This window comes from Mesobacillus maritimus (assembly GCF_023715205.1).
Classification (GTDB): Bacteria; Bacillota; Bacilli; order Bacillales; family Cytobacillaceae; genus Mesobacillus_B; species Mesobacillus_B maritimus_C.
Genome location: NZ_JAMBNR010000007.1, coordinates 66,456 through 81,305, shown reverse-complemented (window position 1 = coordinate 81,305; position 14,850 = coordinate 66,456). Strand labels below are relative to the sequence as shown.

The 14,850-nt window shown below is 37.4% G+C and carries 20 protein-coding genes; 4 read left to right on the top strand and 16 right to left on the bottom strand.

The features are described from left to right. Positions 1-74: 74 nt before the first annotated feature. From M3182_RS11495 to comGA, 8 genes are all read right to left on the bottom strand, one after another. Positions 75-257 carry a YqzE family protein gene (locus M3182_RS11495; protein WP_251430411.1) on the bottom strand — a complete coding sequence of 61 codons (183 nt, stop codon included), beginning with the start codon at positions 255-257 and terminating at the stop codon, positions 75-77. A gap of 75 nt (positions 258-332) precedes the next feature. Continuing rightward, positions 333-710 carry a competence type IV pilus minor pilin ComGG gene (gene comGG, locus M3182_RS11490; RefSeq protein WP_251430414.1) on the bottom strand — a complete coding sequence of 126 codons (378 nt, stop codon included), beginning with the start codon at positions 708-710 and terminating at the stop codon, positions 333-335. Positions 711-713: 3 nt separating this feature from the next. After that, on the bottom strand, positions 714-1,175 hold the full coding sequence (comGF, locus tag M3182_RS11485) for a competence type IV pilus minor pilin ComGF (protein WP_251558235.1): 462 nt from the start codon (positions 1,173-1,175) through the stop codon (positions 714-716). Next, complete coding sequence (locus tag M3182_RS11480; RefSeq protein WP_251430417.1) at positions 1,129-1,467, bottom strand: hypothetical protein; 339 nt, start codon at positions 1,465-1,467, stop codon at positions 1,129-1,131. Before M3182_RS11480 ends, comGF begins: the two co-directional genes overlap by 47 nt. After that, a complete protein-coding gene (comGD, locus tag M3182_RS11475; RefSeq protein WP_251558162.1) occupies positions 1,451-1,894 on the bottom strand; it encodes a competence type IV pilus minor pilin ComGD in 444 nt (147 codons plus the stop codon). Before comGD ends, M3182_RS11480 begins: the two co-directional genes overlap by 17 nt. A gap of 5 nt (positions 1,895-1,899) precedes the next feature. Continuing rightward, positions 1,900-2,202, bottom strand: a complete 303-nt coding sequence (comGC, locus tag M3182_RS11470; RefSeq protein ID WP_251430422.1) for a competence type IV pilus major pilin ComGC — start codon at positions 2,200-2,202, stop codon at positions 1,900-1,902. A 24-nt stretch (positions 2,203-2,226) separates the two neighbouring features. Then, the gene (gene comGB, locus M3182_RS11465) at positions 2,227-3,261 is read right to left on the bottom strand and encodes a competence type IV pilus assembly protein ComGB (protein ID WP_251558160.1); all 1,035 of its coding nucleotides are present in this window, start codon (positions 3,259-3,261) and stop codon (positions 2,227-2,229) included. Next, the gene (comGA, locus tag M3182_RS11460; RefSeq protein ID WP_251430549.1) at positions 3,245-4,321 is read right to left on the bottom strand and encodes a competence type IV pilus ATPase ComGA; all 1,077 of its coding nucleotides are present in this window, start codon (positions 4,319-4,321) and stop codon (positions 3,245-3,247) included. Before comGA ends, comGB begins: the two co-directional genes overlap by 17 nt. 225 nt (positions 4,322-4,546) lie before the next feature. Between comGA and M3182_RS11455 the strand changes: the two genes are divergently transcribed. Further along, a complete protein-coding gene (locus M3182_RS11455) occupies positions 4,547-5,248 on the top strand; it encodes a helix-turn-helix transcriptional regulator (RefSeq protein ID WP_251430426.1) in 702 nt (233 codons plus the stop codon). 78 nt (positions 5,249-5,326) lie between these two features. Further along, positions 5,327-5,569 (top strand): DUF2626 domain-containing protein, encoded by a 243-nt coding sequence (locus M3182_RS11450; RefSeq protein ID WP_251430428.1) that lies wholly within the window; start codon positions 5,327-5,329, stop codon positions 5,567-5,569. A gap of 44 nt (positions 5,570-5,613) precedes the next feature. Here M3182_RS11450 and M3182_RS11445 read toward each other — a convergent pair whose 3' ends face one another. Together M3182_RS11445 and M3182_RS11440 are read right to left on the bottom strand one after the other, a co-directional pair. Then, positions 5,614-6,702, bottom strand: coding sequence for a class I SAM-dependent methyltransferase (locus M3182_RS11445; protein ID WP_251558158.1), 1,089 nt, complete (start codon positions 6,700-6,702; stop codon positions 5,614-5,616). A gap of 215 nt (positions 6,703-6,917) precedes the next feature. Beyond that, positions 6,918-7,553: an MBL fold metallo-hydrolase gene (locus tag M3182_RS11440; RefSeq protein ID WP_251430432.1), complete on the bottom strand. Its 636-nt coding sequence runs from the start codon at positions 7,551-7,553 to the stop codon at positions 6,918-6,920. A gap of 101 nt (positions 7,554-7,654) precedes the next feature. Here M3182_RS11440 and M3182_RS11435 point away from each other — a divergent pair, with 101 nt between their 5' ends. Then, positions 7,655-8,146, top strand: coding sequence for a hypothetical protein (locus M3182_RS11435; RefSeq protein WP_251430434.1), 492 nt, complete (start codon positions 7,655-7,657; stop codon positions 8,144-8,146). 90 nt (positions 8,147-8,236) lie between these two features. Further along, positions 8,237-8,410: a DUF2759 domain-containing protein gene (locus M3182_RS11430; protein ID WP_251430437.1), complete on the top strand. Its 174-nt coding sequence runs from the start codon at positions 8,237-8,239 to the stop codon at positions 8,408-8,410. 63 nt (positions 8,411-8,473) lie between these two features. On the opposite strand, the gene M3182_RS11425 is transcribed toward M3182_RS11430, so the two are convergent. The 6 genes from M3182_RS11425 to M3182_RS11400 form a co-directional block, all read right to left on the bottom strand. Continuing rightward, a complete protein-coding gene (locus M3182_RS11425) occupies positions 8,474-8,785 on the bottom strand; it encodes an MTH1187 family thiamine-binding protein (RefSeq protein WP_251430440.1) in 312 nt (103 codons plus the stop codon). A gap of 16 nt (positions 8,786-8,801) precedes the next feature. Next, positions 8,802-9,959 carry a YqgU-like beta propeller domain-containing protein gene (locus tag M3182_RS11420; protein WP_251558156.1) on the bottom strand — a complete coding sequence of 386 codons (1,158 nt, stop codon included), beginning with the start codon at positions 9,957-9,959 and terminating at the stop codon, positions 8,802-8,804. A 190-nt stretch (positions 9,960-10,149) separates the two neighbouring features. Next, entirely contained in the window at positions 10,150-11,124 is a 975-nt protein-coding gene (locus M3182_RS11415; RefSeq protein ID WP_251430446.1) for an ROK family glucokinase, read from the bottom strand. Between the two features lie 9 nt (positions 11,125-11,133). Continuing rightward, positions 11,134-11,346 (bottom strand): YqgQ family protein, encoded by a 213-nt coding sequence (locus tag M3182_RS11410; protein WP_251430449.1) that lies wholly within the window; start codon positions 11,344-11,346, stop codon positions 11,134-11,136. Positions 11,347-11,440: 94 nt separating this feature from the next. Further along, positions 11,441-12,901, bottom strand: coding sequence for a spore germination protein (locus M3182_RS11405; RefSeq protein ID WP_251430452.1), 1,461 nt, complete (start codon positions 12,899-12,901; stop codon positions 11,441-11,443). Between the two features lie 198 nt (positions 12,902-13,099). Continuing rightward, a complete protein-coding gene (locus M3182_RS11400; protein ID WP_251558154.1) occupies positions 13,100-14,659 on the bottom strand; it encodes a rhomboid family intramembrane serine protease in 1,560 nt (519 codons plus the stop codon). Between the last annotated feature and the right edge of the window lie 191 nt (positions 14,660-14,850).

Below are 14,850 nucleotides of genomic sequence, written 5' to 3'. Positions count from 1 at the left end.
AACAACGATTTTAATTTTTAAACAACCATAAAAAACCCGGCTTTTGTGGAAAAAGCCGGGTTTTTAGATGAGTTTTAATGTTTACGGCGCTTGATTAATAGCAAAAATGCATATGGTAATATTCCAAACCACCGAAAAAGAAATGGAGATTTCTCCAATTTCCGCTCTACTTTTAATTTAACTCTTTCTTCTTTCGGCTGATCCGCATACTTTACAACTGTCTCTGTTAAATATTTTACATAATCATTTGTTTTCATACCCAATGCACCTACCTTATTCCTTAACAGTTTAACCAAAAACCCCTTAATTAAACTGAGTGCATAAGCTACTAATTAATTCTTTTCATACCACTTCACAATTTTTTGTTTTTCCTTATCATAATGAGCAATCGCAGTCCACTGTTCATTTGTATCTAGTGTTAATGATAACGTAACCTCCATTAATACTTGGGAAAGGTCCCGTCGGACAAAATTCACTTTCCCACTTGAAAAAGCAATCTGCCCCGATTGAGGAAAATCTCCCTTATTGTATAGGTCCTCGATCTCTATAATCGCAACTTGTAAATAATACTCCCCCAATAGGATCGTCTCAGTTTCTTGATAAAACCTTTTCTCCATTAAATATTGCTCCATCATTATGAGTAACAAAAAACTAAACAACGCTAAAACACCTAGCGATAATGGATAAGTGTATCCTTTTTCATTATACATCCTTTACTCCATCTGAACGTAGGACCAAACGGTTCCAGAATAAGTTGTATTATGAACATCCTGGATATGAATTTGAAACCCTTTAGCTACCTTCTCAAAATTTACCGTTTTAACATTTTGAAGCAGAATCTCATGCCCTGCGAAGTTTACTCTTCTTCTCAGGTTGGAGCCGTATTTTTCGTATAAAATAGTATCATTATTCAGTTGTAGAAGAACCTTGTCTCTCTCAACTGTAATAATACTAGCAGAGCGCACTTCTTTTTTTACTTGACTATGAAATACTTCCCATTCTAACCTTTGAATACTTTGATCGATGCTATTAAAATTTAATAAAAGCTTCATGGCGGGAGGGAAAAAAGACATTAGCATGCAAAACACCATAAAGGAAATGAGCATTTCTGCCAATGTAAAACCCTTTTCATTTTGCAAGCACGCATTTTGTTTTGACTTCGCGAAAATTACCATCAAAATCCACGCACACCTCTGTTTCCATTCCATCTATAGTCTCAACATTATGAAAACGATAAATCACACCGTTTAACTCCGTGACCTCAGCTTCAACATAATTATGCCCTTGTACCTTCATCAATTTTAAGCGATCATACAATAGATGAAGAGCCTCTGTTTCTCTACGCAAATCAACCGATTGACCAATTAAATGAATTGTTATTGGCAGAACTACACTTGCCATAACAAGCCATGCAGATAGGGAAAGAAGGAGTTCAGCTAGAAAAAAGCCCTCATGCCTCGATAACATAAAACCTCCCCTTTCCTAGTAATAACATCATTCTGTATCGTTTTGGTCCAACTTCAATAACAAATGAACCAAAGCGATTAATGTTTCCGTCAGGCATATATTGAAAATAGAGTTGCCTTAAAGTATCAGGCTGAATTCGAATAGTTGCGGGATAAGTTCTTTCAATTAATGCCGGACTGGTTGGTTTTGTCCTTATATAGTAATAATTAGACTCATGAGCAATATGTACGCTCACTTCAACTTGATGGGAGATTGCATATTGCTGAGCATATAAAAGGTCCGATTGTAATTGAGCAAGGAACGACTGACTTTCGAGAAGTTGTTGTGAAGGCTTAAAGATCAGGACTGGAGAAAATGAAATAACAAGAAATGCCGAAAGCACAATTAAAGTTTCGATTAGAGTAAAGCCATTGTTGTTGTTCATCATTCAAATCAGTCAACGACTGCTACTTTCCCCGCAGAAATGGAAATTACTTTTCCATCAGGACAAGTGGTTTCCCCTTCATTTAAGTAGCCACCTGATACCAACTCAGTTATGGAGGTTGGTAACTTTTTATGGTCAATATTATAAGCTTGTACCTGGCCCTCTACCATTTTTACATAAGCTTCACAACCCTTTTTATTGATTGTTGCATTATGCTTCGTTATGTTAGGCACGGTTATCATTAACAACACCGAAATAACAAGTAACACAATCATCATTTCAATTAGAGTGAACCCATGTTCATTTTTCATTATTCATCATCCTTTGGATTTTATTTAGATACCTTGAATCAGCTGGAACATCGGGAGCATGATGGCTAAATAAAGAGAAACAATCAAAATACCGATTACACTAAACAGCAATGGCTGAACAATTTTCATCCCTCTCTCCATCTTCACTTCCAGCTGACTGAGACAATAATGACTATAAATCGATAATTCTAAATCAACCTTCCCGTTTTCTTGTCCATGTCTTACAATGCGAGCGAGCTCTTCCTCAAAAAAAGAATACATTCTGATTGCGCAATCCAACTCCACTCCTGTTGCAAGTTGTTCCTTTAACCCTTTACCGATTTCTAGTGAGAACCGTTCATGATTGTTGTTTTCGAACACCTGCAATGCCTCCATCACAGACATTCCACTAGTTAGTAAATAACTCAATTGTGAAGAAAAGAAATGAGAATAAAACAAGCGCAATAGCTTTCCTAGTAAAGGGGTACGTACAAGCCTTGCTCTTTGAACAAGAATGGGAAACTTTTTAAAAACAAAATGAAAATAAATCATCCCAATTGCAACAAGAAGCAAGGAGAAATAAAAAAGAAGAGGGATAGAAGAGCCAACAACGGTAAGGATTTCACTAAAGATTGTAGCTTCAACATTCATATTTTGATATAGAGTTGAAAATCGGGGAAGCAGGCTCTCCTGAACAAAATAAAACAAGAGACTAGTTAAAATAAAAAGAAACAGAGGATATGACAAAAGATTTCTTAACTTACGATAATCAGCATCTCTTTTTGAAATAAGCCTACTTGCCTCGATAAAAGCATTAGCTAGTCCACCATGTTGCTCAGCAAAATAGACATAACTAATGAGTTCTTTATTGAATTTTAATTCCGCTAGTACCTGATAGAATGGATACCCTTCTTTTAGATTTCCCAGACATCGTCTAATTTCCACTTGACGTCTAGACTCAAGATAAAAAGATAAAGAATCAATTGCCTCGGCAATTGGATAGCCTCTGGATAATAGTTCGCCTACTCTTCGTAAAAATTGGGCTTGCTCCTGCACAGACCATTTAGTAACTCTGCTCATCTAAAACCCACCTCTGATATTCTTCCTCCTTAATAAAACCAAGTGCTATTCCCTTTAATATCGCATCCTTTAACGTCTTATGCGGAGCATCTTCCACGATTCCTTTGGCTTGATTTAAAGCAGCTGTCAAAGAACGGCCGCTAAGGATTTCAAAGACACTCCCTCTTTTGCCACTTCCTAATGAATAACAGTATGGCGGACACTCTTCTTTACAATATGGACATGTAAGTTCGACAAGCCTTTGTGCAGTTACTGCAATCAAGGTTTGTTCAATTTCCAGCCAATTCACCCCAAATTCGAGAAGACGAGCAATAGCCCCTTTAGCATCTCTAGTATGCATAGTAGTTAACACAAGGTGGCCAGTGAGTGCAGCGCGTACAGCAATTTCAGCCGTTTCTTGATCGCGAATTTCTCCCACCATAATAATGTCAGGGTCATGACGAAGGATTGCTCTTAAACCAGAGGCATAAGATATCCCGGCCTTTTCATTAACTTGGATTTGGAGTATTTGGTCGCTATGCAATTCAATTGGGTCTTCTAGGGTAATAACATGTCGTTTGATTAAATTTGAAGCTTCAGAAAGAAGAGAATAGAGAGTCGTTGACTTCCCGCTACCTGTTGGACCGGTGAAAATCACTAATCCATGTGCATGCTTAATAAGGGATATTAGCTTTCTTGAGGTAGTTGGAAATAAACTTAATTGATAAAAGGGAATTTGCTGTTGTTGAGGAAGAAGACGAATGACCATGCTCTCGCTCTTAGCTGCTGGAAGGGTCGATATTCGAAGTCCAACTTCTGTACCTTCATAGCTATATGTGTATGCACCACTTTGCGGTCGGCGTTTATCGCCAATATCCATCGAGGAGATAAACTTAAAATGCGAAACTAAACGGTCACATACAGCTTTTTTCAAGGTGAATCTTTGCAGGAGTTGATTTCCGAGGCGAAATTTTATCACCATATCTTTCCCTAGTGGGACAATATGGATATCCGATGCTCTTTTTTCGATTGCATCTTTTATAATTTGATCTGCTAAAGCTTGAATTGGTTGAGCAATTATAAACACCACCTCTCTTTGATACCGATAAATTCTACTTTTTCCTCCTCCCTTCCTGCGCTCCTTTTTAAATATTTTTGACTAAATAGTGACAATTAAAAATCAAGTACCGTTCATCAATTTGCCATTTAGTTGTGAACATTTTCTAAACATATAGTGGAAACAGTGTTAACCTCATTTTACACTGTATTATAATAAAGAAAATTCAAGTTCTCTGAGGTGAGCATAGTGGAACAAACATTGAAAATAACAAGTGTTTTATCAGATCCCACACGCTATTATATTTATCAGTATATTACAAAACGACACAAAGACGTAACAGTCCAAGAAATCGCCGAAAATTTTGAGATACATCCTAACGTCGCAAGGCTTCACTTATCAAAACTCGAGGATGTGAACATGCTCGTTTCAGAAACGAAAAAAACCGGTAAAGGTGGTCGTCCAAGTCGACTATACCGATTATCAGAAGATGTGATTCAACTAAACTTCCCTTACCGTGATTATCAACTGCTCTCAAAAATCGCGATGATTACCATGATGTCTCTTGGAACTGAAGGAAAAAAGGCGCTGTATATGACAGGAAAACGTCTCGGTGCTGAACTTATTGATCAAGAACTTGCCAGTCAACACCAACAAACGAAAGACCTCTCTTTTGAGCAAAAATTAAATATCGTTAAAGGTGCGGCTACTTTAGCTGGTTTTTATCCAGAATTTGAGGCAAACGAAGAACAAACAAAAATTTATTTTCAAATTTTTAACTGCCCATTTAAAGAAGTTGCTGAGGAACATCCTGAAACAGTGTGCAATATGCATGTAGAGTTCCTTCGGGGAATGTTTGAATCATTATTTGGGGATATTGAATTAATCGAGAAAGAGAACCTAATTGCGGGCTGTGAATCCTGTACCTATCAAGCATTGGTCACGCATTAACAAAGTTTATTTACTTTTCCCTCCTCTTTCCATTATAATTGGTATGTGTTGGACTGTAAGGTAAAAGGAGGGATGGCTATGGATCGGATGTACAGAGTGCTAGGATTCTGGACAGGTATTTTCGCAGTCATGTTTTTTGTAGGGGATATGTATACAGCGTCCTTGCTTTTCTTTGGGCAAACAGGGTTCTTCCTGCTTCTAAGTTATTTAAAACTTTCCGAACGAACGTATCTTTATATCTTCGGAGCATACTTAACGATTTTCTTCGCAGGATTTACTTACTACACCACTTTCTTGATGGTGCCAGGAGCAGGACATTAAGACCCAACAAAAGCGATGGAGCTTATCCATCGCTTTTTCATTTTCTAAAATAACTCCGATTCAGCAAACTTTAACCCTTTCCCCTGAAACAAAATTTGAAATGAACTACTGATTCCACCAGGTAAAATCAAACTTTTAATTGCCCGATTATGCTTACTTTTTTCTGAAAAGGGATTAGGGTCAAAACTTTCCGCTAATTCATCCAGAATGCCTAGCTTTAACAAAAACTCATCTTGTCGATATTTATTTATTATTTCAAACCCACTCTCTTCTCCTTCACGAATAAAAAGGCTCCATGGAACATGACTTGTAATATCCATTAATCCAGGGTTTTGTAGCACATCTGAATACATTTGATGTTGATAATAACCTCTTAAACTCCCATCTCTTCTTTCTGGCTGTTGCCACTCCTCATCGGTATACCCATAATCAACCGTCATCACAAGACCTGTAGTAACCGCTTGGCTAAGACGTTGCACCATTTCTCCCATTACGAGTGGAATTTCAATACGATATCCGTTCTTTAGCTTTAAGCTATGTCTTTGGATGTAAGCTAAAATGTTCGAATTTTCAAGTGGTGTTAGCACCTCCACTAGCTTGTCTTCCTTATTAGTAATCATCACCTCGAAGAGAATACCATCTTCGTTCTTAATGACATGCACGGGAAGTGCATCAAATAGTTCATTTGAAAAAACGAGCCCTTCAAAGTGATCGAGCTCTTCGACATTCTTAAGTTGTGATACCTCTTCTCTAAATTCTTGTAAACATTCTCTTTGCAGTTTTTGATGAAAAGGACTTGAGTCAATAATTATATACTCTATCGGTTCATTCGCATACTGCCTCCACGCTTCAATGAAAGCTTTCGCAAATCTACCATTTCCTCCACCAATCTCACAAAAACGAGCAGGCAAGTGAAGTTTTTGATAATGGCTCGCATACCATTTCGCAATGATTTTACCAAAAATCGAAGAAATATTGCTCGTGGTGATAAAATCTCCCGAACGCCCAATCTTTAATTCGTCTTTCATATAATAGCCTTGTTGAGGATGATAAAGGGCATATTCGATAAAGTCTGCATAAGAAATCAATCTATTGGGACTTTTGTCAATGAACTCTTTTAGAATCGCAATCATAAAAAATAACTCCCTGTTCATTTTCCACTATTGACGTAGTGTTTTGTGTATTGTATCCTAAATTTAGTTACAAAAGCTTATCCTTCCCTATTTAAACAGTTAATCCCTAAAAAAACCCTTCCGCCTGAAGGGTTTTTTTATTTGCCTTTTATCCCCCATTTTTTCACGAAAAGTATTTCCGCTATTAAGGAGAAGTAACTAAAGTATCACGCTCGTTAAAATCCGTTTAAAAATGGGTTCGAATCCATTTCATGTCCAATTGTCGTTGCTGGACCATGACCTGGAAGGACAACAGTCTCTTCTGGTAAAACAAGAAGTTTATTATGTATGCTTCTTAATAATTCATCATGATTCCCTCCTGGTAGGTCTGTTCTACCAATACTAGCCTGGAATAATGCATCCCCCGAAACAACTAGAGCAACATCTTTAAAATAAAACGAAATACTGCCTGGAGAATGTCCTGGTGTCTCAAATACCTTGAACGTAAACCCCTCTATGTTCATTTCCATTTCATTCATGATAATGTGATCCGCTTCCCTAGCAGTAATTCCTTGCCCTGGTAAGAAGAATTGAGAACCATTTCGTTCCGGATCAGATAACCATTCTTTTTCTTTGTTATGGATATAAACCGGAATAGAGTATTGATCTCTTATTGCATCTACAGCTCCGATATGGTCAAAATGTGCGTGCGTTAATAAAATTGCTTTTGGCTGAAGTTTTTTTTGATTTATGTAATGAATAACTTTATTAGGCTCTTCACCAGGATCAACTATTAAACAACGGCCATCCGAATTAGAGAGAATATAACAGTTAGTCTGTAAAGGCCCTAACGGCATTGGGAACCAGTTCATATGAATACCTCCATTTGTGTTGATGTAATCCTATTTCTATTCTACACTATTACCAACATAGAGATAAACCTTGTCACAAAACAAATGGAAGGTGATGGTTCATGGAAAGAGCCTATGGTGTAGAAGCGAAACCTTTAATATCTGAAATTGAAGAATTTGAATACCTTCTTAGCCACAATTTATCATTAATTGAAAGTGTTGACTCCGTTTATATTTACCAAACCAAAGAAGACGCAGAAATAGCACAATCTATACTCGAAGAAGCGGATGCATTAGAATCAATCCACTCGCTTGTTCTTATCCATAATGGTCAAGTAGTTCATGCTTCTTTTGACTATGGTTTTGCAGGTGTAAAATGGGTATACTTATATGAAGAATTAATTGCCGCATTCACTCTGTTTGGCGATGATTTGGAAGCAATCGAAATGGCTAAGATTCAGATTGAAGAACATCTCGTTCTACAAACGGCGCTAGATTTTGTTGAAATTTTCTTTGTTGATCGACAATTCACAGGCTTAATGGAGCGAATCGCTTCTGCTTATAATTGCAAGGTGTCCTTTTTAGACCTCGACAAATGGCAGAAAAAACTATAAAATAGTATCGAATATAAGCTATTATCTACATAAGGGTTAATCCTTACCATCATTAACGAAGCTTACTATTATGTAAAAGGGGGATTTTGAATGGGACTGGTCATTATTTTTGCATTAGTAACAATTCTTGCAGCTTACGGCACTTTCTCTGCATTAAAAAACAAAAACGTACTAGGAATTGTTTTTGGCGGGGGTAGTCTGCTTGTTTTTGGTTGGTTTACAATTATGACGGTTATTTATAGCGGTTACCCAATTGCACACTAAAGTTATGTAAATAATTACGAACCTAAAAAGGACTGCCTATAGGCAGTCCTTTTGTATTTTATCTTATTCAAGTAAACTCTTGACCCTCGCTACTTTATCTTCCATTTCCCTTGAAACATCTCGGCGATCATCGATACGGATATTGGTTGCTACTCGAAAAATCCCCTTAGCAAACGGCGCTTCGTGCATTGCTTGAATGACCTCAAATAAAACCGGAAGCTCTCCTTCAATAATCGTATTCATCGGCGTAAGCTGAAACCGAATCTTTCCTTGTTGCTCATATTGCATAAGCAGTTTCTGAATATCTGCCACATACGAACTCACACTTGGCGTTTTTGTTCCTATCGGAATAACAGTAACATCTACGATAGCCATAATCAATCTCCTTTGTTTAGTAATCAAGCAAATTTATTATTTCCCGTTCTTTTAAATCAATGATTTTCTCTAATTGGTAGCCGTAAAGGCACATAGCACCATTCGGCGAACATTCTAATGGTTCATTTTCTACTTGCTCCATTAGGATTGTCTCATTTCCATCCTCAAAAGAACGTTCTGTAAGAGTGAACCCTTCATTATAAACATCAGCCTCCCCACTTTTATAAGGCCGAAGGTATAAGAGAGAAGACAAACTTTCTAGAACGTCGTAATAAGGGACTAGCCATCCAGAGAAAACCGATAATTGCGGAGCATGAAAAGAGCTTATTTCATTATAGTTTTGATCCATTACAACATAGTTAGCTTGCTTGTCATTATCTTGGTCCGCACTTACAACCAAAACGCTTTGATCAATAAAGTCAAGATAATGTCCGGCTGCTAAGACGACTTCTTCCTTGCCAGTAATTATATTCTTTTTAACAAGGGGAGCGGTCAAGCTGATATTTTCTTCCTCCCAATCCAAATAGAGAATCTCATTATCTTTAGGCCATTCTAAAAACGGTTGTGGCAAATCGATTTCACTGATCTCTTTGATCTCAGTATCCAAAATAAATGTACGATAACTCCAATCTTCGTAGAAAGCTGTAACAAGAAGTTTCTGCTCGCTTTCACCATTCCATGAAAAAGATAATTCAATTGATTCTATGTCCGTTTCATATAAAAGCTTGCCATCAGTCTCAATCACTGTCAATTTTCCTGTATAACTAGAAGGGGCAGTATGAATGAGGATTTTTTTCCTTTGAGGACTTATATCAGCAGTTACAATTGGAAATTCAGTCTGATAAACCAATGAACTCTTACCAGTTGATAAATCATAAGCATATAAGTAAGATTCTTGACCCAAATTTGTTATGTACAAAATACTTTGATTTGAGAGCCACCCAACAATTTCAGAGAAAGTACCTTCTAAAGTTTGAATTGGAATAACCTCTTTCCCCAAAAAAGCGGGACCTGGATTAACCTTTGAAAAAGGAAGATGACTAGACTCTACATGAGGGTGCGTTATTTTTTCTTTTTCACATCCTACTAAAATACCTATCATTAAGAACAAACATAGAAAATATATAGAGCGTCTAGTTTCCTTTATGTTGAGGCGATTTAAATGCTCAATCAAACAGTCCCCCTCCCTTTTTCCCATTACTTATATATAACGTATACAAGTTAATAATGTTTCAAGTTTCCAAAAAAATATTTTGCTAAGATATATCTTCTTTTATTAACAGTGAAATTATCTCACGGATTACAAAAACAATATTTGTATCATCACAAAAAAAGTGTCCAATAAGGACACTCTAATAGTCGAATCATTCGGCTATTCTATTTTTCACTAACCAAGCAGATCCAATCACACCAGCATCATTTCCTAATATTGCGATTGAGATTTCTGTTGATTTGGCCACTCGCGGGAAAGAGAATCGCTGGAAGTTCTCCGTTACAGCATCAAGTAAAATTGAACCTGCTCTAGATACACCACCACCTAGAACGATTTTTTCAGGATTTAAAGTGTTCGCGATGTTAGCCAGCGCCATCCCTAGATGGAAAGCGACCTTATCAACAACAGTACTCGCAAGCTGGTCACCATCTCTTGCAGCATCAAAGATATCTTTTGCTGAAACTTTCCCTTCTTCATTAAAAATCGAGCGCAAGCGTCCATTTAATTTTGACTGTTTTAATTCTTCCATTGCCATTCTGACAATGCCCGTAGCTGATGCAATGGTTTCAAGGCAACCAGTTTTCCCACAATTACATGGCGCACCTCCATCGGCAATAGAAGTGATATGGCCAATTTCACCAGCCGCACCGCTCTTTCCATGGACGATATCTCCATTCGTGATAACTCCTCCACCTACGCCTGTACCAAGTGTCACGCAAACAATGTCGCCAGCACCATTTCCGGCCCCTGTCCACATTTCACCCAAGGCAGCACAATTGGCATCATTATCGACAACAACTGGTAATGTAGTTTCACTTTCAAGTAGGGATTTTAAAGGATATTCTTCTTTCCACCCAAGATTAACGGCTTCGTAAATATTTCCGTTATCCAAGTTCACTGGGCCAGGTGCACCAATTCCAATTCCAAGAACCTGACTCTTTGTCTTACCTACCTCAGATAATTTTTCATCGATGGAATTGGCGATATCCGTGGTAATGTTTTTTCCTTCATTGGAAACATCCGTCGGTATTTCCCATTTATGCAAAATCTCTCCATAAAAATTGATAAACGCCATTTTTATCGTCGTTCCGCCTAAATCCACACCAATTAACCATTTTTCCGTCATTTTGCCCACCTAGTTCCTTGTTTGTCGTTTTTCTCTTTCCAATCGAATCTCATGTCGTAATAACATTATGGCCGACTGAAAATCAGCTGTTTCAATTAATTGTGAGTTGTACAATTCTTTTAGTTCCGCTTCCATAAGTTCCAAGTCTGCAATTCGGTCTCCAATATAAATAAAAGTACCAAATCTTTTTAAAAGTTGCTGGATATCGTAGATTGTCTTCACGTTCATTCCTCTCATCTTGTGAACAATTTTACATTTAATAAGTATAATCGATACCAGCCTTCTTCTCAAGTAAGGAAACTAGAGTGATGGGTTTTTAACGGTCAGGGTCTTTAGGGTGTAAAACTTTTGGTCTCCCCTTCTTCAAAGGGATTGGTGCGCGAATAATAACATCTCGGAAGGATTTCCAATTAAATGGCATAAAAGGCCATAAATATGGAATGCCGAAAGAATTCATTCGGACTAAATAAATGATAAATAATAAAACTCCTACAACAAACCCACCCACTCCAAAGGCTGCTGTAGTAATTAACAAAAACATCCTTGCAAGTCTATTCGCTAGACTCATTTCATAACTTGGGGTCGCAAATGTACCAATTGCAGCGACCGAGAAATATAAAATCACTTCGTTAGTGAGTAAACCCACCTCTACAGCCACTTGACCAATCATTAATGCGGCAACAAGACCTAGCGCAGTAGCAAGGGCGGTCGGTGTATGGATAGCAGCCATCCTTAAACCATCTAAACCTATCTCTATAATCATAAATTGCACAAACATTGGAATTTTCCCAGGATCATTTATCCCAATATATGAAAATTGCTCAGGCAATAAATTGGGGTTTGAAGCGAGTAAGTACCATAAAGGCAATAGGAAAACAGATGCCCATACAAGCATATAACGGACCATCCGTAAGTAAGCACCTACAAATGGTTTATTTCGATACTCTTCAACATGTTGCATATGATGCCAATAAGTTGTTGGCGTAATCATTACACTGGGTGAGCCATCGGTAATAATGCAAACATGTCCCTCATAAAGGTGAACCGCTGCTGTATCAGGTCTCTCTGTATATCGAACGGTTGGAAAAGGATTCCAATGACGACCAGAAATATACTCTTCAATTGTTTTCTCTGCCATTGGTAATCCATCTGTATCAATTTTTCCAATCGAATCTTTAACCTGCTGAACCATTTCGGGATCGGCAATATCTTCAATATAACAAACCACGATATCTGTTTTGGAGCGTCGACCTACCTGCATATATTCCATCCGTAATGTTCGGTCACGTACTCTTCTTCTTGTTAAAGCTGTATTAAACACAATGGTTTCCACATATCCGTCGCGCGCGCCTCTGACAACTCTTTCCGTATCCGGTTCTTCAGGACCTCTGACAGGATATGTTCGAGCATCAATGATAATAGCTTTAGTCAGACCATCAACAAGGAGAACGGTAGGTCCCGCTAATACTTTATCTGTAATCGCATCTAAATCGTCAGAAGTTTCAAGCTCAATATACGGAATATACCTATGTAAAAGCTTATATAAAGTATCATTATCTAAATCTCCAGGCTCTAACTTGGCCAAGAACTTCATTAATAAGTGCATAATATCGTCTTTTGCAAAGCCATCCACCATAAATAAGGACATATCCGTATCCGCATAATTAACATCGAGTTGAATCATATCAAAGCTTTTATCTACCCCTAGTGATTCTTTTAAAAACTCGACATTTTTTTTGATATCCGCGTGAACAGGATGTTTATTTTTTTGTTCCATAATCCACCTCGAGTCTCATTTATCTAGCATTAACTAAATTTTTCCATGCTCCTTTCCCATCATAGCCACACAGAAATAAAAACATACTTCTCGAACTGGACTAGATGGAAGCTTGACAGAAATGAGTATCGCTAATAAAAAACCAAAAAAACAGGAACTAAGAGTGTCTAGATATGACAGTCTTTGCTCCTGTTTTCCCTAATTTCCCTGATTCACTTGAATAAAAGCATCAATATTTTCAACAAGTTCCTGGTAATCATCACGTTTCGGTTCTATCTTAACTGCATTCTCAGCGTAGGTTTTCGCGTTCTCCAACGAATTTTCCTCTAGATAGACTAAAGCTAAATTATAATGAGCTTCATGAAAATTAGGATCTAACTCAATGACTCGATGAAGTTGATCCTTCGCATCATCAAGATTATTTCGTTTAATCTCTGTGAATGATAGGAGAAATAAGATTTCAGTTGAATCCTCTTCTACCTCATGAAACTCACTTAAAACTTTATGAGCTTTATCGTACTCTTCCCCTTGAATATAGTCTTGAGCCAAGATTATGATAGATTGTTTATCAACCACGGAAGCAGAGCCGCTAAATCCATATTGAAGCATAGCCATTACAATTACAGCGGTCCCAACAAAATAAAGAATTTGTGTACCATACTTTCTTTTTTTAGGAAAGCGTAGGATTCCAGCTGCGGCAAAGCCCCCGATTAATCCCCCAATATGGCCAGCATTATCAATCCCTGGCACTGTAAAGCCAAACATCAAGTTTATCGCGAGGACAATTAATATATTTACTCCCAAAGTACGAAAAAATAATCTAGGAAAAACGACACCAAAATAAAGCAACGCACCAAAACAACCAAATATTGCTCCACTCGCACCAGCGGAAAGATTCGTACTAAAAATAAAGCTACCTAAAACACCGGCAAAACCAGCAAATATATAAATGAACAAAAATCGAATATTCCCATAGATTCGTTCAACCAAAGGACCTAAATAATACAGAGCCATTGAATTCATTAATAAATGTAAAAAACCTATATGTAAAAACATCGGCGTCAAAAACCGCCACCATTCACCTTCGATGATCAACGGATTAAATTTCGCCCCAAACTGAATTAATGTTGAAGTTTGTGTACTTCCACCTTGTAATTCCATTAAGGCAAAAATGATGACCTGGACGATAATAAAAAAATATGTGAGTAGAGGTTTCCCAGATTCAAAAACAGATTCTTCAGCCTTTGCACGCGTTGCAGCAATAGAAATTGCCTCATGCCTCAACCTATGTATTTCAATCTCAATATCGTTATTAAGGTTTTCATCAAAGACTAGCTCTTTGCCGAACACAGAACGTAAGTGATTTAAAGAAATGTGCCGCTTCGCTTCATCCACTATAAAGCTTGTCACTTTAATTTTACGCTTTCCTGCGGGGATATAAGGATTTGTTAATAAGTGTTCATAATCATCCACGGGAGGGAGTGGGACAAAATATATATTCGTAATGTTCAGTTGCCCTCTTACCAACCGTTTTCTTAATCTCTCACCATTTAATGCAACCATTTCAATATCAGTTTTAAGCCTATTGCTCCAATCCAGATCGGTATGTAAAAGCCGTATAATCGGGGATTCTTTATTTTCTGTTTTTTCCAACCAGACCTCTTGGTGATTCTTTGAGATTTGTAGGATTCGATAATGCTTTTTCACGATTAAGAAGTGGACTGCCTGCCAGAATAGCTTTTCGGTTTCTAAATTCAACTTTTCCCCTCCTTCTTCTTCTCAGTACGCTTCAATTAAATCTTATTATAAACTAAATAGGAAAGAACCGTTAAGCGAAACAAAGATAAAAGAAAAGGTTGTTTCGTAAAGATTGTTGTTAAAATCCTTAAGCCGATTTTAACGATATACTAGCGATTCTGTATGTTTAAAATTAGCAACAAAGTTTGAAA